Source organism: Microbacterium sp. OVT16B, from assembly GCF_019969705.1.
Classification (GTDB): Bacteria; Actinomycetota; Actinomycetes; order Actinomycetales; family Microbacteriaceae; genus Microbacterium; species Microbacterium natoriense.
The window spans coordinates 2,807,972-2,828,987 of the sequence record NZ_JAHXZA010000001.1 but is presented as its reverse complement, the minus strand read 5'-3'; the positions used below and the strand labels follow the sequence as shown (position 1 = coordinate 2,828,987).

Sequence of the window (21,016 nt, the reverse complement as noted above, 5' to 3'; positions counted from 1 at the left end):
CGGAGCGGGAGGGGAGGGTCAGCGCGAGCGGGAGATCAGTTCCAGAAGCGCCCGGCCGTACGCCTCCGCGGGATCCGGATGCTCGAACGCCAGCATCTCACCGGCGATCTCGATCTCGACGAGGAAGGCGTCGCCGAGGCGGGTCAGTCGACGGAAGGTGCCGCGGAGGAGGTCGCGCAGCTGATCCTCTCGGGGCAGCCACACGGCGTCTGCGAGGGTCACGGCGTCGAGTGCCCACTCCGTGGTGCCGTTGAACGCGAGGTCGGTGCCGCTCGGGGTCTGACGCGCCTCGATCGTCATCTCGCTCACCGTGAAGACGTCGGCCTCCGCCTCGAGCTCCACCTCATCGGGCAGATCGAGCTGGAAGCGGTCTCCCTCGGCGGGGTGCCACACCAGCCCGGCCTCGCGCAGGGCGACGGCGAGCTCACGGGCGATCATGGGTCAACGGTAGAGCATCGACATCTACGCGTCGCCGACGATGTCCGCGACGTGAGGCAGAGTGGGGGCATGACCTCTCCGCTCTCCGGCGACACCCGCACCGCCGCCCTCTCCGCACTGCGCGAACTGGTCGGGAGGCCGGACGCCGAGTTCCACGACGGGCAGTACGAGGCCATCGAGGCCCTGGTCGACCGTCGTCGTCGCGCGCTCGTCGTGCAGCGGACGGGGTGGGGCAAGTCGGCGGTGTACTTCGTGGCGACCCTGCTGCTGCGCCGGCAGGGCGCGGGGCCGACCGTGCTCGTCTCACCGCTGCTGGCGCTCATGCGCGACCAGATCGCGGCCGCCGAGCGGGCGGGCGTGCGCGCGGTCGCGATCAACTCCACGAACGCGCACGAGTGGTCCGATGTGCTGGCGCAGCTCGACCGCGACGAGGTCGACGTGCTGCTGGTGTCGCCGGAGCGGCTGAACAACCCGTCCTTCCGTGAGGAGCGGCTGCCCGCGCTGGTGCGCCGCATCGGCATGCTCGTGGTCGATGAGGCGCACTGCATCAGCGACTGGGGTCATGACTTCCGCCCCGACTACCGGCGCCTGCGCGACCTCATCGCGCAGATGCCCGCCGACGTGCCGGTGCTCGCGACGACGGCGACGGCGAACAGCCGCGTCGTCGCCGATGTGGCCGAGCAGCTCGGCACCGGCGAATCGGATGCCGAGGTGCTGACCATCCGCGGCGCCCTCGCACGCACGTCGCTGCGGCTGGGCGTGCTGCGGCTGCCCGATTCGGCCAGTCGTCTCGCCTGGCTGCTCAGCCACCTCGACGATCTGCCCGGCTCCGGCATCATCTACACGCTCACCGTCGCGGCGGCCGTCGACACCGCTCGACTGCTGCGCGAGCGCGGTCATGAGGTGCGCGCCTACACGGGGCAGACCGACGCCGACGAGCGCGAGGAGTCGGAGGGCATGCTCAAGCGCAACGAGGTCAAGGCGCTCGTCGCCACGAGCGCCCTCGGGATGGGCTTCGACAAGCCCGACCTCGGCTTCGTGCTGCACCTCGGAGCCCCGTCCTCTCCCGTGGCGTACTACCAGCAGGTCGGTCGCGCCGGCCGTGCGAGCGAGAGCGCTGACGTGCTGCTGCTGCCCGGCGTCGAGGACCGCGACATCTGGCACTACTTCGCCACCGCGTCGATGCCCGATCGGGAGCGCGCCGAACGGGTGATCTCCGCTCTCGGCGACAGCCCGGTCTCGACCCCGGTGCTCGAGGCGATGGTCGACATCCGGCGCACACCTCTGGAGCTCCTGCTCAAGGTGCTCGACGTCGACGGTGCGGTGCGGCGGGTGCAGGGCGGATGGGTGGCCACGGGCGAGCCGTGGATCTACGACGCCGAACGGTACGAGCGGATCGCGGCGGAGCGTGTCGCCGAGCAGCGCAGCATGCTCGACTACGAGACGACGGCAGGCTGCCGCATGGAGTTCCTCCAGCGTGCGCTCGACGATGACACCGCGGTCCCGTGCGGACGCTGCGACAACTGCGCCGGGGCGTGGTTCCCCCGCGACATCGAGGAGCGGGCGACGGCCGCGGCATCCGAGTCCCTCGATCGGGTCGGCGTGCCGATCGAGCCACGACGAGCCTGGCCGACCGGCGCCGACCGGCTGGGCGTTCCCGTGAAGGGGCGCATCGCACCGGCCGAGCAGGCGGCCGAGGGGCGCGCGCTGGCGCGGCTCACCGATCTCGGCTGGGGAGGAGCGCTGCGAGACCTGTTCGGCGCGGGGGCCGCGGATGCCGTGGTCCCGCCGCAGCTCCTCGCCGGGTGCGTGCGCGTGCTCGCCGGGTGGGGATGGGAGCAGCGGCCGGTCGCCGTCATCGCGATGCCGTCGCGCTCCCGCCCCCAGCTGGTGGACTCCCTCGCCCGCGGCATCGCGGAGATCGGCCGGCTGCCGTACCTCGGCGAACTGGGGCTGGTCGGCGGAGGGCCGACCGGTCAGCCCGGCGGCAACAGCGCCTTCCGCGTCGCGGGGCTCTGGGAGCGGTTCAGCGCCGAGGGGCTCGACGTGCCGGACGGGCCGGTGCTGCTCGTCGACGATCAGGCCGACAGCCGCTGGACCCTCACGATCGCCGCCCGCGTGCTCCGCCAGGCCGGTGCCACCGAGGTGCTGCCGTTCGTGCTGGCCCTGCGGGGCTGATCGGCAGCGCGGGGCGGATACTGAGGAGACCTCAGCGCAGGTCGTACACGCGCTTGTACTTGCCCTCGCTGCGGGGGAGCACCCCCGGCTCCTCGACCTGCACCTCGACGCTCGTGCCGATGTGCATCTTGACGCGGTGCCTGAGCACGGCGGCCGCGCCCTCGCACTCCTCGGCGCTCAGGGACGGATGCCGCTCGATCCGCACGGTCAGGGAGTCCATCCGCCCGGCTCGGTGCAGCTCGAGGATGAAGTGCGGGGTCAGGGTCTCGATGCCGAGCACGATCTCCTCGATCTGGGTCGGGAACAGGTTCACACCGCGCAGGATGATCATGTCGTCGTTGCGGCCCGTGATCTTCTCGATCCGACGCACCGCGGGATAGGTCGTGCCGGGCAGCAGTCTCGTGAGGTCGCGCGTGCGGTATCGGATCACCGGGAACGCCTCTTTGGTGAGCGACGTGAACACGAGTTCTCCGAGCTCGCCATCCGGCACGGTGGCTCCGGTGTCGCCGTCGATGGTCTCCGGGAGGAAGTGGTCCTCCCAGATGTGCGGACCGTCTTTCGTGAGCACGCTCTCGCTCGCGACGCCGGGGCCCATGACCTCGCTGAGGCCGTAGATGTCCACGGCGTCGATGTTCAGGCGCCGCTCGATCTCCCGGCGCATCTCGTTCGTCCACGGCTCCGCCCCCAGCACCGCGACCTTCAGCGAGGTCGCGGCAGGGTCGAGGCCGGCGGCTTCCAGAGCATCCGCGATCGTGAGCAGGTAGCTCGGCGTGCACAGGATCGCATCGGGCTCGAAGTCGGTGATCAACTGCACCTGCCGGGCGGTCTGGCCTCCGGAGATCGGGATGACCGTGGCGCCGAGCCGTTCGATGCCGGCGTGCGCGCCGAGGCCGCCGGTGAACAGCCCGTAGCCGTACGCGTTGTGCACCTTCATGCCCGCGCGGATGCCCGCGGCGTGCAGTGACCGCGCGACCAGGTCGCTCCAGCGCTCCAGGTCGCCCGCCGTGTAGCCCACGACGGTCGGCCGGCCGGTGGTCCCCGACGAGGCGTGGATGCGGCGCACATCGGCCATCGGCACGGCGAACATGCCGAACGGGTAGGTCTCGCGCAGATCGGCCTTGGTCGTGAACGGGAGCCTCTGGACATCGGCGAGCTCGCGGATGTCGTCGGGATGAACGCCGTGCTCGTCGAAGGTGCGCCGGTACAGCGGCACGTTGTCGTACGCGTGGCGCACGGTCCACTGCAGGCGGCGCAGCTGCAGCTCGGCGAGCGCATCGCGCGAGTGCAGCTCGGTCTCGGTCCCGATCTCGGGAAGCTCTGAGGTCATGGTCGACTCCTTCGTCGCAGGGGCGGCATCTTCATTTCAGCGGGTGTCGGTCGGGTGCGATCTGCCGTACACGTACGCCGCTGTGCCGCGGATGCATGAACGGGTGAAGCCCCTGTCGCGGGCAGCGGCCGGCTCGTAGGCTCGCCGCAATCGGACGGAGCCGTCCGCGGAGAAGGAGGATGCTGTGACCACGACGACGACGCTCCTGGAGGAGATCAGCGTGCCCGAGGGGATCGGTCGGCCGATCCCCGACGCCGCGACCCGCGAGGTGATCGCGTACGCGCCGGTGCACACCACGGAGGACCTGGACAGGGCCATCGCCGACGCCCGTGCGGCGCAGCCGGGGTGGGCCGCACTCGGTCACGCCGAGCGCAGCCGCATCCTGCACGCGATCGCCGACGAGATCGAGGCGAACGCGGAGGAGCTCGCGGTGCTGCTCTCGCGCGAGCAGGGCAAGCCGCTCAACGGACCCAACGCGCGCTTCGAGGTCGGCGCGTGCGCGCTCTGGACCCGCAGCGCCGCGGATACCCCGCTCGAACCCGAGGTCGTCTTCGAGGCCGGCGAGTCGAGGGCAGAGGTGCACTACGAGCCGCTCGGCGTCGTCGGCGCGATCGGTCCGTGGAACTGGCCCATGATGATCTCGGTCTGGCAGATCGCGCCCTCGCTGCGCATGGGCAACACCGTGGTCGTGAAGCCGAGCGAGTACACGCCGCTCTCGGTGCTCGCGCTCGCCGCGGTGTTCAACCGGCACCTGCCCGAGGGCGTGCTGACCGTGGTCTCGGGCGACCGCGAGGTGGGCGCGTCGATCGCGGCGCACCCGGGGCTGGACAAGATCATGTTCACCGGATCGACGGAGACGGGGCGCCGCATCGTGGAGGCCTCGGCGCACAACCTCGCGCGGCTCACGCTCGAGCTGGGCGGGAACGATCCGGGCATCATCCTGCCGGGCACCGACATCGCCGCCATCGCCGAGAACCTGTTCTGGGGCATCTTCCTCAACACGGGTCAGACCTGCGCGGCCCTCAAGCGGCTGTACGTGCACGACTCGCAGTACGAGCAGGTCGTGGAGACGCTCGCGAACCTCGCCGCGGCGATGCCGAGCGGCAACGGGCTCGACGAGGCGAACGTGCTCGGCCCCCTGCAGAACGAGAAGCAGTTCGACGTCGTGCGCCGGCTCGTGGATGACGCGAGGGCGCGCGGCGCCCGCATCGTGACGGGCGGAGCAGCCGCGCCCGAGCACGGACCGCTGTTCTACCAGACGACCGTCGTCGCCGACATCGACGACGGCGCCCCGCTGGTCGACGAGGAGCAGTTCGGTCCCGTGATCCCGGTGATCCGCTACTCCGAGGTCGACGACGCGGTGCGCCGGGCGAACGCGTCGTCGCAGGGACTGGGTGCGTCGGTGTGGTCGTCGGACGTGGATGCCGCGACCGAGGTCGCCCGTCGGGTGCAGGCCGGGACGGTGTGGATCAACCAGCACGGTGCGATCAACCCGAATGTGCCGTTCGGCGGCATCAAGGCCAGCGGGTACGGGCAGGAGTTCGGCGTCGCCGGTCTCAAGGCCGTCGCCGCTCCCCAGGTGATCCAGCGCTGAACCGCTCGAACGCGCGGAAGGGCCGGGGTCGTGACGACCCCGGCCCTTCTCTGCGTCAGAGGCGCGCATGGTGACGGCATCCGTGACGGCCCGCGCCTCAGCGCGATGCCGGCCGGTTCGTGGTGATCGAGCGTCCGCGGAACTCGGCGACGGCGTCGCCGATCTCGTCGGTGACCGTGACGTCGTACAGCCCGGTGCGGCCGCTGACCACGCGCCGAACGGCGGTCGCGGTGAGGGTCTGCCCCGCCCGCGTCGACTTCAGGAAGGTGATATCGGCTCCCGCGGCCACGGTCACCCGCTCGTCCTCGTTGCACGCGATCGCGAACGCCGTGTCCGCCAGGGCGAACACGAGTCCTCCGTGGGTGATCGCGAAGCCGTTCAGCATGTCCTCCCGCACGGGCATCGACACGATCGCGTGCCCCGGCTCGTCGAGTTCGACGACCATCCCGAGCATCGCCGAGGCGCTGTCACGCTGCATCATCGGCCTCATGACTTGCTCACCAGCGTCAGCACGTCGTAGGTGGCGACGGTCTCGTCCTCCTGATTGCGGATGACGGCATCCCACCGCACCTCGCCGTACTCGTCGGTCTCGCGCGGCGTGATCTGCTTGGCCGTGAGCTCGACGCGGATCTCGTCTCCGGGGGAGACCGGCGTGAGGAAGCGCAGGTTCTCGAGTCCGTAGTTCGCGAGCACCGGTCCGGGCTCCGGGTCGACGAACAGCCCGGCCGCCCACGAGACGAGCAGGTAGCCGTGCGCCACGCGCCCGGGGAAGAACGGGTTGGCCGCGGCGGCCTCCTCGTCCATGTGCGCGTAGAAGGTGTCGCCGGTGAAGTGCGCGAAGGTCTCGATGTCGTCGAGGGTCACCTCGCGCGAAGCCGACACGATCTGATCGCCGATCCGCAGCTCTGCCAGCGACTTGCGGAACGGATGCCGTCCGCCGCTGTGCGCCGCGGCGCCGGCATGCCACACGCCGGTCAGCGCCGTCAGCATCTCGGGCGATCCCTGCACGGCCGTGCGCTGCATGTGGTGCAGCACGGCGCGGATGCCGCCGAGCTCCTCGCCGCCGCCGGCCCGCCCGGGACCGCCGTGCACGAGGTTCGGCAGCGGGGAGCCGTGGCCGGTGGAGGATCGGGCATCGTCGCGGTCGAGCAGCAGCATGCGTCCGTTGAAGGGCGCGATGCGCGTGGCGAGCTCGACGGCCTGTGCGGGGTCGTGCGTCGCGATGCTGGTGACGAGCGAGCCGCCGCCGCGGGCGACGAGCGCCGCGGCCTCGGCGGTGGTGTCGTACGTGAGCAGCGAGGAGACGGGGCCGAACGCCTCGACGGAGTGCACGGCATCCGACTGCGCGTCGTCGAAGCGCAGCAGCACGGGCGAGACGAAGGCGCCGTCGGGGGCGTCGCCCACCGTGCCGTCGGCGAGGCGCACCTCGGGGGCGTCGGTCGATCCGACGACGACCCGGCCGCCGGCGTCCTGCAGGACCCGCACCTGGCGCCGCACCTCGTCGCGCTGAGCTGTCGAGGCGAGCGGACCCATGGTCACGCCCTCCGCGCGGGGGTCACCCAGCACGGTCTTCTCGGTGATGCGCAACCGCACGGCGGCGATCACGGCGTCCGCGGATGCGGCGGGCACGATCGCCCTGCGGATCGCGGTGCACTTCTGTCCGGCCTTGGTCGTCATCTCCGTCACGAGCTGGCGGACGTACGCGTCGAACTCGGGGGTGCCCTCCACCGCGTCGGTGCCGAGCACGGAGGCGTTGATCGAGTCGGTCTCGGCGGTGAACCGCACGCCGCCCGTCTGCACGGCCGGGTGCGCCTTCAGGCTCTCCGCGGTGGAGGCGCTGCCGGTGAAGCCGACGAGGTCGCCGAGCCGCAGGTTCTCGAACAGCTCGGGCACGCTGCCGCTCACCAGCTGCAGCGATCCTTCGGGCAGCAGCCCCGACTCGACGAGGATCCGCACCATCGCCTCGGCCAGGTAGCCGGTCGGCGTCGCGGGCTTGACGAGCGTCGGCATGCCCGCGAGGAACGCGGGGGCGAACTTCTCCAGAGAACCCCACACCGGGAAGTTGAAGGCGTTGATCTGCACCGCCACACCGGGGAGGGTCGTGTAGACGTGGCGGCCGAGGAACGATCCGTCCTTGGAGAGCGGCTCCACGGGTCCGTCGACGTGCACGGTGCCGTTCGGCAGCTCGCGCCGGCCCTTGCCCGAGTAGGAGAAGAGCACGCCGATCCCGCCGTCGATGTCCACCCACGAGTCGACCTTCGTGGCGCCTGTGCGCGAGGACAGCGCGTACAGCTCGTCCTTGCGCGCGGTGAGGGCGAGCGCGAACTGCTTGAGCAGCACCGCCCGCTGGTGGAAGGTGAGCGCGGCGAGGCTCCGCTGCCCGGTCGTCCTGGCGAACTCGAGCGCACCGGCGAGGTCGAGTCCCTCGGTGGAGACCCGGGTGACCAGCTCGCCGGTGGAGGCGTCGCGGACGTCCGTCGCCCGGGCGGGGGAGGAGGGCGTCCACCACTCGCCGTTGACGTAGCTCGACAGGTACTCGGTCATCTCTCCTCATTCCATTCGTAGAATCCGCGGCCGGACTTGCGGCCCAGCCGCCCCTCGGCCACCATCCGGCGCAGCAGCTCCGGCGGGGCGAAGCGCTCGCCGAAGGCGCGCTCCAGCTCCTCCGCGATCCCGAGGCGCACATCGAGACCCACGATGTCCGTCGTGCGCAGCGGGCCGGTGGGATGCCGATACCCGAGGGTCATCGCGGCGTCGATGTCGGCGGCCGATGCGACGCCCTCCTCCAGCATCCGGATCGCTTCGAGGCCGAGCATGACGCCCAGGCGCGAAGACGCGAAGCCGGGGGAGTCGCGCACGACGATCGGCGTCTTGCCGAGGGCCGCGACCCAGTCGCGGGCGCTCTCGGTGACATCGGGCGCGGTCGCCGTGCCGTGCACGATCTCGACCAGCGCCGAAGCGGGGACGGGATTGAAGAAGTGCAGGCCCAGGAAGCGCTCCGGGCGCAGGCGCGTGGCGGCGAGGTCGTCGATCGAGATCGACGACGTGTTGCTCGCCAGCGTCGCGTGCGCGGGCATGGCGGCCTCCGCGCGGGCGAGAGACTGCTCCTTGAGGTCGCGGTCCTCCGGCACCGCCTCGATCACGAGGTCGCACTCGCCGAAGGCTGAGATGTCCGTGCCGGTCGTGAGGCGTGAGCGCAGCGCGGTCCCGTCGAGGGAGGCGTCGCGTTCGGCCGAGCGACGGATGCTGTCGTCGATGCGGTCGGCCGCGGCATCCGCGCTGGCGTCGTCGCGCTCGACCACGGTCACGTGCGACCCCGCCAGCAGGAACGCGTGCGCGATGCCGGCGCCCATGCGTCCGCCGCCCAGGACGCCGACGCGTGCCGGCGGGCGTTTCGTCTCGCTGCGCTCGTTCGACGGCCGGGGGGTGGGAGCGGGGTCGCTCATCGCTTCTTCCTCGCTTCGTCTCGCTGCGCTCGCTCAGTGCGGCGCTCCAGGAACGCGGTCATCCTGCGATGCTTCTCGGGGGACTCGAAGAGCTCGGCCTGCAACTCGAGCTCGATGGCCGGATGCTGGGCCCTCGGCGTGCGCAGGGCGCGCTTGGTGTGCCGCGTCGCCAGGGGGTCGTTCGCGGCGATCCGGTCTGCGATCGCGTGGGCGGCGGGCAGGAGGTCGTCCGCGGCGTGCACAGCGGAGATCAGCCCCCAGGCCAGCGCCTCCTCGGCATCCAGCGCCCGACCGGTGAGGAGGAGCTCGCTCGCTCTCGCCTCCCCGACGATCTCGGGCAGTCGCCAGGCGGCGCCCGCCGCGGCGATGATGCCGAGCCCGGTCTCGGGGTTGCCGATCTTCAGGGCGGGGGTGGCGATGCGGATGTCCGCCGCGTAGGCGAGCTCGGCGCCACCGCCGAGCGCATAGCCGTCGATCGCCGCGATCACGGGCATCGGGAGTTCGCGGATCCGGATGAACGCGGTCGCGTTGATGCCCTTCCGCGCGTCCTCGGCCGTGCGCTCCCGCAGCTGGGCGATGTCGGCCCCCGCCGCGAAGGTTCCTCCGGAGCCGGTGAGGATCAGCGTGCGCGGCGCGGCCTCGAGCCCTGCGCACAGCTCGTGCAGGGCATCGATCGTCTCCTGATCGATCGCGTTCCGCTTCTCCGGGCGGTCCAGGGTCGCGATCACGCGGTCGGCGCGCTCCTCGATGCGCAGCGTCATGACACGAGCTCCACGATCATGGCTGTGCCCTGGCCGACGCCGACGCACATGGTGGCGAGGCCGTAGCGCACGCCCTCGCGCTCCATACGGCCGAGCAGCGTGACGATCAATCGCGATCCGCTCGATCCCAGCGGGTGTCCGAGGGCGATCGCGCCGCCGTCGGCGTTCACGATCGCGGGGTCGAGTCCCAGGCGGCGGATGCAGGCCAGCGACTGCGAGGCGAACGCCTCGTTCAGCTCGACCGCGCCGATGTCCGCGATGCTCAGTCCGGCCTTGCGCAGCGCCTTCTCGGTCGCCGGAACCGGCCCGAGGCCCATGATCTCGGGCGCGAGGGCCGCCGTGGCCGAGGCGACGATGCGCGCGCGGGGGCGCAGTCCGTGCGCGGCGACGGCCTGCGCGCTCGCGACGAGGATCGCCGAGGCCCCGTCGTTGAGAGAGCTGGAGTTGCCGGCCGTGACGACCGCGCCGCCGGCGACGACGGGACGGAGCCCCGCGAGCACGTCGAGCGCGGTGTCGCGGCGGGGACCCTCGTCGGTGTCGACGAGTCCGCGGGGCGTCTCGACCCCCACGATCTCGGGGGCGAACCGTCCGGCGTCGATCGCCGCGAGGGCGCGCTGATGGCTCAGGAGCGCGAACGCGTCGGCATCCGCCCTCGAGATCCCGTCGACGCGCGCCACCTCCTCTGCGGTCTCCGGCATCGAGAAGGTCGCCTTGTCGCGTGCGCTCAGCCGAGGGTTCGTGAATCGCCAGCCGATCGACGTGTCGAAGGCCGCGCCCGGCTTGCCCCATGCCCGCTCCGGCTTCGCCTGCACCCAGGGCGCCCTGGTCATGGATTCGACGCCGCCGGCGACGATGAGGTCGGCGTCGTCCGCGCGCACGGCGTTCGCCGCGAGGGCGATGGCCGACATCCCCGACGCGCACAGCCGGTTCACGGTCAGCCCGGGGACCGAATCGGGGAGGCCGGCGAGCAGCACGGCCATGCGGGCCACGTTGCGGTTGTCCTCGCCCGCCTGGTTCGCCGCGCCCAGGATCACCTCGTCGATCGCATCGACCGGCGCCGTCGACCTGCTCACCGCTTCGCCGACGACGAGGGCGGCGAGGTCGTCCGGGCGGATGCTGGAGAGCGCGCCGCCGTAGCGGCCGACCGGGGTGCGCGCACCGCCGACGAGGTAGGCCTCGGACATCGTCATCCTCCTGTCTGCCGCCACTGGCAGATAATTTCAGACCGATCGGTCAGGAATACATTCTCAGATGAACCGGCGGTTGGCAACTCCGAGATGACAGACTGGTCGCATGCCCCGCACCGATCCCGCAGATCCGACGCCGAAGCGGGGCAGGCCGGGCTACGACCGCGAGCAGGTGCTCGCCGTCGCGGTGAAGGTGTTCAACGACCACGGCTACGACGCGACCAGCGTCGCCGACCTCACCGCTGCGCTCGGGCTGACGAAGTCGGCGCTCTACCACCACTTCGACTCCAAGTCCGCGATCCTCGAACTCGCGCTGAACGACGCGCTCGACGGACTGGAGCAGGTCGTGGACGACGCCGTGGCGCAGCATCCGCTCGCCGCCGACCGTCTGCGCTCGATCGTCCGAGGAGCCGTTCGCGTGCTCACCGAGAAGCTCCCCTCCGTGACCCTGCTGCTGCGGGTGCGGGGCAACAGCGAGGTCGAGACGACGGCGCTGCGGCGCCGGCGCGACTTCGACCAGCGGGTCACGGCGATCGTCGCCGAGGCGCAGCGCGAGGGGCTGATCCGCGATGACGTCGATGCGGCGGTCGCGACCAGGCTCATCTTCGGCATGATCAACTCGGTCGTCGAGTGGTACCGACCAGGCGGCCCCGTAGACCCCGAAGAGCTCGGCGAGGACATCCTGCGCGTGAGTCTGGACGGGCTCCAGTCGCGCTGACCTCGGGTCGACCTCGCGCGGCGCGCGCCGACGAACTGCGCGTATGCTGTCCGTCACGCGACGAGGCGAGGAGTGATGGATGGGCGATCGCGAACGCGAGGAGAACCCGGGCAGGGTCGTGCTCGACTGCGGCGACGTGGCCTCCGCTGAGCGCTTCGACATGTGGACGGATGCCGTGAATCGCAGCTTCGTGCCCCTCCGGGCCTGGTCTGCGGATCCTGCGACCAGGGCGGGCTTCGCGGGCAAGCTCGTGGCGCAGGAGCTCGGGCCGTTGTCGGTGAGCAGCGTGTCGGGATCGCCCGTTCGCGTGAGCCGCACCAGGAGCGAGATCGCCCGTGATGACCCCGGCCACATCAAGCTCGGCGTGCAGCTGCAGGGCCGGAGCGTGATCAGCCAGGACGGACGCGATGCCATCCTGCTGCCGGGGGACTTCGCCGTCTACGACACGACGCGCCCCTACTCCGTCGACTTCGACGACTCGTTCCGCATGCTGGTCGTGATGTTCCCGCTCGAGACCCTCCGCATCGATCGGGCGCGCCTGAGAGCGCTGACGGCCTCGCGGTTCTCCGGACACGAGGGCGTGAGCGCGATCGCCTCCTCGCTGCTGCGCGCGTTCGACAGCGCCCTCGAAGACGGCACGCTCCGCAACCGGATGCCGCTGTCCGACGCCGTGCTCGACATGCTGACCGCTGCCCTCGGGGAACGACTGGAGCTCGTGCTGGACAGCGGAGGGGATGCCGACCGGAGGGCGCTCCTGACCAGGATCGAGATGTACATCGCCGCGCATCTCGGCGACGCCGAGCTGACGGTCGCTCAGATCGCCGCCGCCCACCACGTCTCGGTGCGGTATCTGCAGAAGCTGTTCGAGGGCAGGAACGACACCGTGAGCTCGTGGATCCGGCATCGCCGCCTCGACGCCACCCGTAGAGACCTGAGCAATCCGACCCAGGTCGGGCAGCAGATCGCGTCGATCGGAGCGCGATGGGGCTTCACCGACGCCACGGCCTTCTCCCGGGCGTTCCGCACGCGGTTCGGCGTCACGCCGAGCGAGTACCGCGCCGAGGCGCTGCAGCACTGACCCCGGCGATCGTGCGCGTCCGGCACATCGGTGTTCGCCGGTGGCCGGTCGGTTCCGCCGCATCCCGGGCGATTCTGATCTGACAGCGGGCGAAGACCGCCCGGCGTTCAGAGAGGAACGAGCGATGACCGAGCTCACAGAAGTCGCCGACTACATCGTGGTCGGCGCGGGATCGGCGGGCAGCGCCATCGCGCGCCGCCTGGTCGACGCGGGGCGCACCGTCCACGTGCTGGAGGCGGGGCCGGTGGACAGCGACCCGAACATCCACTCACCGCAGGGCTGGCCGGGCCTGCTGATGTCGCCCAGCGACTGGGCGGTCATGACCACTCCGCAGGAGCATCTGGGCGGGCGGGTCCTCTACTGGCCGCGCGGCAGGACGCTCGGCGGCTCCAGCTCGCTGAACGGCATGATCTACATGCGCGGCGACCGCAGCGACTACGACGGCTGGGCTGAGCGGGGCGCGGCCGGCTGGTCGTGGGACGAGGTCTTCCCCTTCTTCACCGCGTCTGAGGACCACGCCGACGGCGCCGACGAGTTCCACGGCGCAGGCGGACCGCTGCACGTCGAACGGGTGCCCGTGGACAAGCGGCACCCCCTGGCCTCGGCGTTCGTGGATGCGGCGGTGGCCGAAGGCATCCCCGCGACCGACGACTTCAACCGCGAGACGCTCGACGGCGCGGGCTTCAACCACACGACGACGAAGGACGGCAGACGCGCGTCGGCCTGGCAGTCGTTCGTCGCCCCCATCCTGGGCGACGCACGGCTCGCCGTGACCACGGATGCGCTCGTCGACCGGGTCGTGATCGAAGACGGCAGGGCCGTCGGCGTCGAGTACTCGGTCGACGGCGTGACGCGAGTGGCGCGGGCAACGCGCGAGGTCGTGCTGTCCGGCGGGGCGATCGGCTCACCCGCGGTGCTGCTGCGCTCGGGCGTGGGCCCGAAGGATGACCTGAGCGCCCTCGGCATCGATGTCGTGGCCGATCTGCCCGGTGTCGGCGAGAACCTGCACGACCACCTTCTGGTGAGCGTGCTGTACGAGGCGAAGGACCCGGTCGCCCCGCCGCAGTGGAACATCCTGGAGAGCCAGTTCTACGCCCGATCCTCCGTCGCGGCCGATGATGCGGCCCCCGATCTGCAGCCGCTGTTCATCCACGTGCCGTATCCGACCGACGGCGGAGCCGTGCCGGAGCAGGGGTACACGATCGTCGCGGGCATCGTGCGCCCGTACTCGCGCGGCACGCTGCGCCTGGCATCTGCGGCGGCATCCGATGCTCCCCTCGTCGACCCGAACATCTTCGCCGACGACCGTGATCTGGAGGCGATGGTGGATGCGATCGAGCTCGTGCGCCGGGTCGGCGCCCAGGACGCGTTCGCGCCGTTCCGCGCGGCAGAGTTCGCCCCCGGCGACGACGTGACCACCCGTGATCAGCTGCGCGACTTCGCCCGCCGCACGGTCGGCACCTATCACCACCAGGCGGGCACCTGCCGGATGGGGAGCGACGAGCTCGCTGTCGTCGACCCGCGGCTGCGGGTTCGCGGAGTGGCGGGACTCCGCGTGGCCGATGCCTCGGTCATGCCCTTCGTGCCGAGCGCCAACACCAACGCGCCCTCGATCATGATCGGCGAGCGGGCGGCGGGCTTCCTGCTCGCGGAGTAGCCACGGGAGAACCCGAGCCCGCGGGACACGTCGAGTGCCCGGGTGGATGCGCCGCGCGCGTCCACCCGGGCATGGAGCGTCAGCGGCCGTCTCGACACTTCGTGCGGGGTGGTGGGCGATCGCCTCCGCGGAGGAGGTGCGCATCGAGGCCCGGACTGTTCAGTCCTCGGCCGGCGCGACCCGCGGGGGCCACGTCGTCGAGCCGAGCTCGCGGGAGATGTTGCGGGCCGTCTCCCGCAGGGCCGCGAGCACCACGTCGGATGCCGGGGCCTGCGCGGTCGGCATCACGACCGCGAGCGCCGCGACGATGTCGCCCCGCGCGTCGGCCACGGGCGCCGCGATCGACGTCTCGCCGAGCACGGCCTCGTCGGTCTCAGAGGCGCTTCCCCGTTCGACGATCGCCGGCAGCTCGAGGGTGAGCCTCGCGACGTCGGTCACCGTGTCGCCGGTCAGACTGCGCAGCGGCTGCGCGAACACGTTCCGCTGGAACCCCTGATCGTAGGCGAGCAGCACCTTGCCCATCGCGGACGCGTGCGCCGGGATCGCGACTCCGGTCTCGAGCATCTGCTGGCTGTCGTCCGGGCGCAGGTTGTGGTGGATCACCAGCACGTCGGTGAAGTGCGGAGCGCCGAGCCGCACGGACAGGCCGGTGCGGCGGGCGAGATCCTGCGTCCAGCGCATCGCGCGGGCGCGGACGTCGAGGGTGTCGAGGTAGACGTTGCTCAGCCGCAGCAGCGTGGGGCCGAGCATGTAGCGCTGCCCGCCGCGCTCTTTGGCGACGAGGCCGTGCTCCCTGAGCGACTTGACGATGCCGTGCACGGTCGACGGGGGGAGGTCCAGCGCGAGGGCGAGGTCGGTGATGCCCAGATGCCGGGCGCCCTGCAGCAGCTCGAGCACCTTCGCGGCGCGGTCGATGGCCTGGATCATGCGGCCCTCCCTCTCAGACGATTCTTCCTCGAATCGGCGACTCGACGGGGTCTTGACATCCCGTCCGACTCCGAGCATATTCGACATTAACGAATTCCTTTCGGATTTCGACGACTTTCAGCCAGGCAGTGATCAAGGGAGATCGGACGATGAAGAAGCTCATCAACAACCCTGCGGACGTGCTCATCGAGTCGCTCAGGGGAGTCGCCGCGGCGCACCCCGAGCTGTCGGTGGACCTCGACACCAGCGTCATCACGCGCGCGACGCCCAAGGCGCAGGGCAAGGTCGCCGTGGTGTCCGGTGGAGGCTCAGGACACGAGCCGCTGCACGGCGGATTCGTCGGCATCGGGATGCTCGATGCCGCCGTGGCCGGTGAGGTCTTCACCTCGCCGACCCCCGACCGGGTGCAGGCCGCCACGAAGGCCGTCGACCGCGGCGCCGGGGTGCTGCACATCGTCAAGAACTACACCGGAGACGTGCTGAACTTCGAGATGGCCGCCGAGCTCGCCGAGATGGAGGGCATCGAGGTCGGCACGGTCGTCGTCGACGACGACGTCGCCGTGCAGGACTCGCTGTACACCGCCGGTCGACGCGGCGTCGGACTCACCGTGCTGCTCGAGAAGATCGTCGGCGCCGCCGCGGAGGAGGGGCAGGACCTCGCCTCCGTCGTCGCACTCGCCCAGCGCGTCAACGCCCAGGGCCGGTCGATGGGCATGGCGCTCACGAGCTGCACTGTGCCGGCCGCCGGCAAGCCGACCTTCGATCTCCCCGAGGACCAGATGGAGATCGGCATCGGCATCCACGGCGAACCCGGTCGCCACCGCGAGCCTCTCGCCCCGGCATCCGACATCGCCCGGCAGCTGGTGGAGCCGATCCTCGCCGACCTCGATTTCACGGGACCCGTGATCGTGATGCTCAACGGCATGGGCGCCACCCCGCAGATCGAGCTGTACCTGATGTACGCCGAGGTGGCTGCTCTGCTGGAGAAGGCCGGCGTGCAGATCGTGCGCAACCTCGTCGGCAACTACATCACCTCGCTCGACATGGCCGGATGCTCGGTCACCGTGCTCAAGGCCGACGACGAGATCCTGCGGCTGTGGGATGCGCCGGTCGTCACCCCCGGTCTGCGGTGGGGCGCCTGATGGGGAACGTGGGAGTCGCGGCGCTGCAGGACTGGATCGCGCGATTCAGCGCGGCCGTCGCCGAGAAGAAGGACTGGCTCACCGAGCTCGACTCGGCCATCGGCGACGCCGACCACGGAGCGAACATGTCGCGGGGTATGGGCGCCGTCGTCGAGAAGCTGAGCGGAGGCGCGCCGGCCACGGCGGATGAGCTGCTCAAGACGGTGGGGATGACCCTGGTCAGCTCGGTGGGCGGCGCCAGCGGCCCTCTCTACGGCACGTTCTTCCTGCGTATGGGGATGAGCGCGGGAGCGGTCGACTCCCTCGACGGCGCGTCGCTCGCCGGCGCTCTGCGCGCAGGTCTCGACGGCATCGTCGCCCGGGGCAAGCCCGAAGCGGGGGACAAGACCATGTTCGACGCGATGTCTCCGGCCGTCGACGCGTTCGACGGGGCCCTCGCGGGCGGCGCCTCCGTGAGCGAGGCGGCCCACGCGGCCGCGGTCGCGGCGGCGACGGGTCGGGATGCGACGCTCCCGCTCGTGGCGCGTAAGGGTCGCGCCAGCTATCTCGGGGAGCGCAGCGCCGGTCACCTGGACCCCGGCGCCGCGTCGACCGCTCTGCTGTTCGAGACGCTGGACGCCGCGATCGCGGCCGCCTCCTGATGATCGGCATCGTCGCCGTCTCCCACAGCGCTCGGCTCGGGGAGGCGGCACTCGAGCTCGCCCTCCAGATGGTGCAGGGCGGCGGCGTGCAGGTGCGCGTCGCGGCAGGGGCGGGAACGGATGCCGAGGGCAGGCCGATCCTCGGAACAGACGCGACCGCGGTGGCCGCGGCCATCGACGAGCTCGCCCCCGAGTGCGGCGGCGTGCTCGTGCTCATGGATCTGGGGTCTGCGGTGATGAGCGCCGAGCTCGCCCTGGAGTTCCGGACCAGCGAGGTTCCCGTGCGGCTCGTTCCCGCGCCGTTCGTCGAGGGACTCCTCGCCGCCGTCGTGTCGGCGGCGGCCGGGGCGTCGCTGGACGTCGTCGCCGACGAGGCCTCCGCTGCTCTGGGGGCGAAGACCGGGCAGCTGGGGGAGCACACGGCCGAGCCCGAGCGGGAACCCGCGGACGAGCGCGGAGAGGCGCAGGGGGAGCGGATCACTCGCACCGTGCGGGTGCGCAATCCGCTCGGCATCCACGCACGCCCCGCCGCGCTCATCGCCAAGGCCTCGACGGGAGCCGAGGTGCGGCTGCGCCTCCTGCCCGATGGGCCGGAGGCGGCCGCGGCCAGCCTGTCGCGCCTGCTGATCCTCGGCGCACGTCAGGGCGATGAGATCGAGCTGTCGGCGTCCGGGGACGCCGCCGAGGAGGCGCTCACGCGTCTCGCCGCCCTCTTCCACGACGGTTTCGGCGAGGGCGTCGAGGCGGCGGCGCCTGCTTCCGCTCCCGTCGAGGCGCCCCCCGCGACCGTCGCGGCCGGCGCGGTGCTGCGGGGCCGTGGCGTGAGCGCGGGGGCCGCCGCTGCGGTCGTCGTGCGTCTCGCGCCGCCGCTGCCGGAACCCGCGAGCGACATCGTGATCGACGAGGCCGACCGCGATGCGGAGGTCTCGTCGATCGAGTGGGCAGCGGTCGCGGTCGCCGACGAACTGCGCGGCCGCACGGCGGAGGCGTCGGGCGAGGCTCGCGACATCCTCGACGCCTCTCGGCTGCTGGCCTCCGACCCCGAACTCGTCTCCGAGGCGTCCGCGCTCGTGCGGACGAAGGGACGCACCGCCGCGCGCGCCGTCTGGGAGACCGCATCAGCGCACGAGAAGGGGCTGGCCGCTCTCGGCGGTCGGATGGCCGAGCGGGCCGCCGACATCCGCGACGTCCGCGACCGGATCATCGCCGAGATCCTCGAGGTGGAGATGCCGGGGGTGCCCCAGCGGGACGAGCCGTTCGTGCTCGTGGCGACCGATCTCGCCCCCGCAGACACCGCAGCGCTGGACGGAGGGCGCTGCGTCGCCCTGGTCACGGAGCAGGGCGGACCGACCTCGCACACGGCGATCATCGCGCGCTCCCTCGGACTGCCGGCCGTCGTGGGCGTCGCGGGGGCGACGGGGATCGCCTCGGGCGCGACCGTCCTGGTCGACGGGGACCGAGGCACCGTCGAAGTGGAGCCGTCACGCGCCAGGATCGACGCGGCGGTCGCCGCCGCCGTCATCGTGCCGTTCGACGGCGCGGGCAGGCTGGCGGACGGCCACGAGGTGCCGCTGCTCGCCAACGTCGGCGGAGCGGCGGATGCCGTGGCCGCCGCAGCGGCCGGCGCGGAGGGCGTCGGTCTCTTCCGCACCGAGTTCTGCTTCCTGGACCGCACGGAGGCTCCGTCGGTCGAGGAGCAGATCGAGGCCTATCGGGGAGTCCTCGCGGCGTTCCCCGGACGCAAGGTCGTGGTGCGCACGCTCGACGCGGGCAGCGACAAGCCGCTGCCGTTCGCGAACGCCGACGACGAGGAGAACCCCGCGCTCGGTGTGCGCGGGCTCCGCATCGCCCGCCGTTCGCCGGCTCTGCTCGACGATCAGCTGCGCGCCCTCGCCGCCGCGGCCGCCTCGGAGGACGCGCTGGTCGAGGTCATGGCGCCCATGGTGGCCACGGTCGAGGAGGCGCGGGAGTTCGCCGAGCGGGCGCGCGCAGCGGGGCTCACGCGCGTCGGCATCATGATCGAGACGCCGTCGGCCGCGCTGCTGGCCGCGGAGATGCTGGAGGTCGTCGACTTCGTCAGCATCGGCACGAACGACCTCGCCCAGTACACGCTCGCCGCCGACCGCCTCCTCAGCGATCTCGGCGACCTCAACGACCCGTGGCAGCCCGCGGTGCTCCGCCTGATCGGCACCGTCGGCGCCGCGGGGCGGGCGGCAGGCAAGCCCGTCGGCGTCTGCGGTGAAGCGGGGGGAGACCCTGTGCTCGCACCGGTGCTCGTCGGACTCGGAGCGACCAGCCTGTCGATGACGCCTCGCGCCCTCGGACGGGTCGGGGCGTCCCTGGCCGGTGTCGATGAATTGCAGTGCAGACGGATGGCCGAGGCCGTGTCGACGGCGTCGGACGTGCAGCAGACCCGGGATGCGGCGGGTCGGGGGCGACAGCGGTAGGACGGCGCCGGCGTCGTCACATGCTCATCTCGGCATGTGATTCATATCATTCCCGTCTCGACATGGACGCAGAGGTGAGCACGGATTCTCCTCGCCTCTATCCTCGACACCAGGGGGCACCGAAGAACGGTGCGATCAATGAACTGGAGGGTTCTCATGTCTCATCTGCGTGTGTGGAGAAGGTCCTCGATCGTCGTCGCCGCGGCCGGAGTCGTTCTGCTGGGTCTCGCGGCCTGCGCGCCGGCGTCCGAACCCGGGGGGACGCCGTCGACGGCCCCCGAGACACCGGAACCGTATGACGGACCGGTGGCGTTCGTCGGCGATGAACTGGATCTCCTTGTGCTGGAACCCGAGGAGATCGCGGAGATCCTTCCCGGGGCGACGGGGGTGACGGCATCCTCGTCGGTGCTCATGCAGGTCTCAGACGGAAGCGGACCGAGCGCTGACCCGAGGATCTGCGAGGTGTTCTACACAGAGCACGCTCTGCACGCCGTCGGTGCTCGCGTCGTCACGTGGAGCATGCCGGGTGCAGCGCAGGACGTGCCAGGGGTCCTGCAGGTTCTGCAGTTCGCCGATGAGGAGCATGCCCGGTCTCTGATGGACCAGGTCGTCCAGGGGGCAGAGCAGTGCAGCGCGTTCACGAAGGAGGCGGCCGTGACCTTCGACGGTGTGGCCACCGAAGGCGAAGGCGAGGTCAGGGCGCTCGCGGGAACCCTCACGGACAACTGGAGCGGGACGGCCATGCGCACGGTGCGGGGCTATGCCGCGACGGGCAACGTCGTGACCGTGCTCGAAGCCCCTCTCCCCGACGGCACTGAGGTCGACAACGGGGACATCGCCGAGGCGATGAACGCACGCACGGAGGACGCGCGTGACGCGCTCATCGAGAAGCTGACGGCCACCCCGCCGACCGAAGAGGAAGCGCCGACCGGCGACGCCTCCGCACCCTGGAGCGAGTGGAAGATCTCGACCGCCGGCGTGGGGCCCATCCTTCTCGGCGACACTCTCGACAGTGCGAAGTCCGTCTTTCCCGACGGTTCCGTGGCGGAGCCCGAGTTTCCGGGTGGGGAGTGGAAGGCGGCGGCCCCCGGGGCGGACGGCTCGATCCTGATCGAGGCGTCCGGAGACGGGTCGAAGGTCGCGGCGCTGACCGTCGGCACCAGGGCCTCGCTCGAGCGGCCGTTGCAGGAGGGGCAGGCTCTTCCGGCAGCCGGGGAGATTCGCGTGGGCTCGCCGGTGGCAGAGGCCATCTCGGCCTTCCCCGGAGGGACGATCGTGACCGTCGCCTCCTCGGGTGACGACTGGTACGACGTCGCCACCCGCAGCGGGAGGCTGCTCCGGTTCCACACCGATCGGGACGCCGTGGATCCGGAGGCACTGATCGTCGGCATCACGGCGAGGGACGCCACGATGACGCCCCTTCCGCAGCTGGGCGACTGACGCGCACCGGGGGCGCTGGCGGCAGCACGCGCCCC

At 71.5% G+C, this 21,016-nt stretch carries 17 protein-coding genes; 9 read left to right on the top strand and 8 right to left on the bottom strand.

Annotated elements, in window-relative coordinates; genetic code table 11:
* Positions 1-18: 18 nt before the first annotated feature.
* On the bottom strand, positions 19-438 hold the full coding sequence (locus tag LC438_RS13440) for a pilus assembly protein CpaE (protein WP_223586862.1): 420 nt from the start codon (positions 436-438) through the stop codon (positions 19-21).
* Positions 439-507: 69 nt separating this feature from the next.
* On the opposite strand from LC438_RS13440, the gene LC438_RS13435 reads away from it, so the two are divergent.
* Complete coding sequence (locus LC438_RS13435; RefSeq protein WP_223586861.1) at positions 508-2,616, top strand: RecQ family ATP-dependent DNA helicase; 2,109 nt, start codon at positions 508-510, stop codon at positions 2,614-2,616.
* Positions 2,617-2,647: 31 nt separating this feature from the next.
* On the opposite strand, the gene paaK is transcribed toward LC438_RS13435, so the two are convergent.
* Positions 2,648-3,943 carry a phenylacetate--CoA ligase PaaK gene (paaK, locus tag LC438_RS13430; RefSeq protein WP_223586860.1) on the bottom strand — a complete coding sequence of 432 codons (1,296 nt, stop codon included), beginning with the start codon at positions 3,941-3,943 and terminating at the stop codon, positions 2,648-2,650.
* Positions 3,944-4,127: 184 nt separating this feature from the next.
* Between paaK and LC438_RS13425 the strand changes: the two genes are divergently transcribed.
* Complete coding sequence (locus tag LC438_RS13425) at positions 4,128-5,537, top strand: aldehyde dehydrogenase family protein (RefSeq protein ID WP_223586859.1); 1,410 nt, start codon at positions 4,128-4,130, stop codon at positions 5,535-5,537.
* A 97-nt stretch (positions 5,538-5,634) separates the two neighbouring features.
* Here LC438_RS13425 and paaI read toward each other — a convergent pair whose 3' ends face one another.
* The 5 genes from paaI to LC438_RS13400 are packed head-to-tail and all read right to left on the bottom strand — an operon-like array spanning position 5,635 to position 10,928.
* On the bottom strand, positions 5,635-6,027 hold the full coding sequence (paaI, locus tag LC438_RS13420) for a hydroxyphenylacetyl-CoA thioesterase PaaI (protein ID WP_105676669.1): 393 nt from the start codon (positions 6,025-6,027) through the stop codon (positions 5,635-5,637).
* Positions 6,024-8,081 carry a phenylacetic acid degradation bifunctional protein PaaZ gene (gene paaZ, locus LC438_RS13415; RefSeq protein ID WP_223586858.1) on the bottom strand — a complete coding sequence of 686 codons (2,058 nt, stop codon included), beginning with the start codon at positions 8,079-8,081 and terminating at the stop codon, positions 6,024-6,026. The genes paaI and paaZ overlap by 4 nt, the downstream gene beginning before the upstream one ends.
* On the bottom strand, positions 8,078-8,983 hold the full coding sequence (locus LC438_RS13410; protein ID WP_223586857.1) for a 3-hydroxyacyl-CoA dehydrogenase family protein: 906 nt from the start codon (positions 8,981-8,983) through the stop codon (positions 8,078-8,080). Before LC438_RS13410 ends, paaZ begins: the two co-directional genes overlap by 4 nt.
* A complete protein-coding gene (locus LC438_RS13405) occupies positions 8,980-9,744 on the bottom strand; it encodes an enoyl-CoA hydratase/isomerase family protein (RefSeq protein WP_223586856.1) in 765 nt (254 codons plus the stop codon). The genes LC438_RS13410 and LC438_RS13405 overlap by 4 nt, the downstream gene beginning before the upstream one ends.
* Complete coding sequence (locus LC438_RS13400) at positions 9,741-10,928, bottom strand: acetyl-CoA C-acyltransferase (protein WP_223586855.1); 1,188 nt, start codon at positions 10,926-10,928, stop codon at positions 9,741-9,743. The genes LC438_RS13405 and LC438_RS13400 overlap by 4 nt, the downstream gene beginning before the upstream one ends.
* 109 nt (positions 10,929-11,037) lie before the next feature.
* Here LC438_RS13400 and LC438_RS13395 point away from each other — a divergent pair, with 109 nt between their 5' ends.
* The 3 genes from LC438_RS13395 (at position 11,038) to LC438_RS13385 (ending at position 14,384) form a co-directional block, all read left to right on the top strand.
* A complete protein-coding gene (locus LC438_RS13395; protein ID WP_105676674.1) occupies positions 11,038-11,649 on the top strand; it encodes a TetR/AcrR family transcriptional regulator in 612 nt (203 codons plus the stop codon).
* Between the two features lie 79 nt (positions 11,650-11,728).
* On the top strand, positions 11,729-12,727 hold the full coding sequence (locus tag LC438_RS13390) for a helix-turn-helix domain-containing protein (protein WP_105676676.1): 999 nt from the start codon (positions 11,729-11,731) through the stop codon (positions 12,725-12,727).
* Positions 12,728-12,851: 124 nt separating this feature from the next.
* Complete coding sequence (locus LC438_RS13385) at positions 12,852-14,384, top strand: GMC family oxidoreductase (RefSeq protein WP_223586854.1); 1,533 nt, start codon at positions 12,852-12,854, stop codon at positions 14,382-14,384.
* Positions 14,385-14,543: 159 nt separating this feature from the next.
* On the opposite strand, the gene LC438_RS13380 is transcribed toward LC438_RS13385, so the two are convergent.
* Positions 14,544-15,311, bottom strand: coding sequence for an IclR family transcriptional regulator (locus tag LC438_RS13380; RefSeq protein WP_223586853.1), 768 nt, complete (start codon positions 15,309-15,311; stop codon positions 14,544-14,546).
* Between the two features lie 149 nt (positions 15,312-15,460).
* Between LC438_RS13380 and dhaK the strand changes: the two genes are divergently transcribed.
* The 4 genes from dhaK (at position 15,461) to LC438_RS13360 (ending at position 20,981) form a co-directional block, all read left to right on the top strand.
* Entirely contained in the window at positions 15,461-16,453 is a 993-nt protein-coding gene (gene dhaK, locus LC438_RS13375; RefSeq protein WP_223586852.1) for a dihydroxyacetone kinase subunit DhaK, read from the top strand.
* Complete coding sequence (gene dhaL, locus LC438_RS13370) at positions 16,453-17,094, top strand: dihydroxyacetone kinase subunit DhaL (protein ID WP_105676688.1); 642 nt, start codon at positions 16,453-16,455, stop codon at positions 17,092-17,094. The genes dhaK and dhaL overlap by 1 nt, the downstream gene beginning before the upstream one ends.
* Entirely contained in the window at positions 17,094-19,541 is a 2,448-nt protein-coding gene (gene ptsP / locus LC438_RS13365; protein WP_223586851.1) for a phosphoenolpyruvate--protein phosphotransferase, read from the top strand. The genes dhaL and ptsP overlap by 1 nt, the downstream gene beginning before the upstream one ends.
* A gap of 156 nt (positions 19,542-19,697) precedes the next feature.
* Complete coding sequence (locus tag LC438_RS13360) at positions 19,698-20,981, top strand: sensor domain-containing protein (RefSeq protein WP_223586850.1); 1,284 nt, start codon at positions 19,698-19,700, stop codon at positions 20,979-20,981.
* Positions 20,982-21,016: the final 35 nt, after the last annotated feature.

Excerpts from the sequence above, each read along its gene's own strand:
- dhaK (WP_223586852.1), top strand. The coding sequence starts at position 15,461 with ATGAAGAAGCTCATCAACAACCCTGCGGACGTGCTCATCGAGTCGCTC.
- paaZ (WP_223586858.1), bottom strand. The coding sequence starts at position 8,081 with ATGACCGAGTACCTGTCGAGCTACGTCAACGGCGAGTGGTGGACGCCC.
- dhaL (WP_105676688.1), top strand. The coding sequence starts at position 16,453 with ATGGGGAACGTGGGAGTCGCGGCGCTGCAGGACTGGATCGCGCGATTC.
- LC438_RS13440 (WP_223586862.1), bottom strand. The coding sequence starts at position 438 with ATGATCGCCCGTGAGCTCGCCGTCGCCCTGCGCGAGGCCGGGCTGGTG.
- LC438_RS13385 (WP_223586854.1), top strand. The coding sequence starts at position 12,852 with ATGACCGAGCTCACAGAAGTCGCCGACTACATCGTGGTCGGCGCGGGA.
- LC438_RS13400 (WP_223586855.1), bottom strand. The coding sequence starts at position 10,928 with ATGTCCGAGGCCTACCTCGTCGGCGGTGCGCGCACCCCGGTCGGCCGC.
- paaK (WP_223586860.1), bottom strand. The coding sequence starts at position 3,943 with ATGACCTCAGAGCTTCCCGAGATCGGGACCGAGACCGAGCTGCACTCG.
- LC438_RS13435 (WP_223586861.1), top strand. The coding sequence starts at position 508 with ATGACCTCTCCGCTCTCCGGCGACACCCGCACCGCCGCCCTCTCCGCA.
- LC438_RS13380 (WP_223586853.1), bottom strand. The coding sequence starts at position 15,311 with ATGATCCAGGCCATCGACCGCGCCGCGAAGGTGCTCGAGCTGCTGCAG.
- ptsP (WP_223586851.1), top strand. The coding sequence starts at position 17,094 with ATGATCGGCATCGTCGCCGTCTCCCACAGCGCTCGGCTCGGGGAGGCG.
- LC438_RS13410 (WP_223586857.1), bottom strand. The coding sequence starts at position 8,983 with ATGAGCGACCCCGCTCCCACCCCCCGGCCGTCGAACGAGCGCAGCGAG.
- LC438_RS13405 (WP_223586856.1), bottom strand. The coding sequence starts at position 9,744 with ATGACGCTGCGCATCGAGGAGCGCGCCGACCGCGTGATCGCGACCCTG.
- LC438_RS13360 (WP_223586850.1), top strand. The coding sequence starts at position 19,698 with ATGTCTCATCTGCGTGTGTGGAGAAGGTCCTCGATCGTCGTCGCCGCG.
- LC438_RS13390 (WP_105676676.1), top strand. The coding sequence starts at position 11,729 with ATGGGCGATCGCGAACGCGAGGAGAACCCGGGCAGGGTCGTGCTCGAC.
- paaI (WP_105676669.1), bottom strand. The coding sequence starts at position 6,027 with ATGAGGCCGATGATGCAGCGTGACAGCGCCTCGGCGATGCTCGGGATG.
- LC438_RS13395 (WP_105676674.1), top strand. The coding sequence starts at position 11,038 with ATGCCCCGCACCGATCCCGCAGATCCGACGCCGAAGCGGGGCAGGCCG.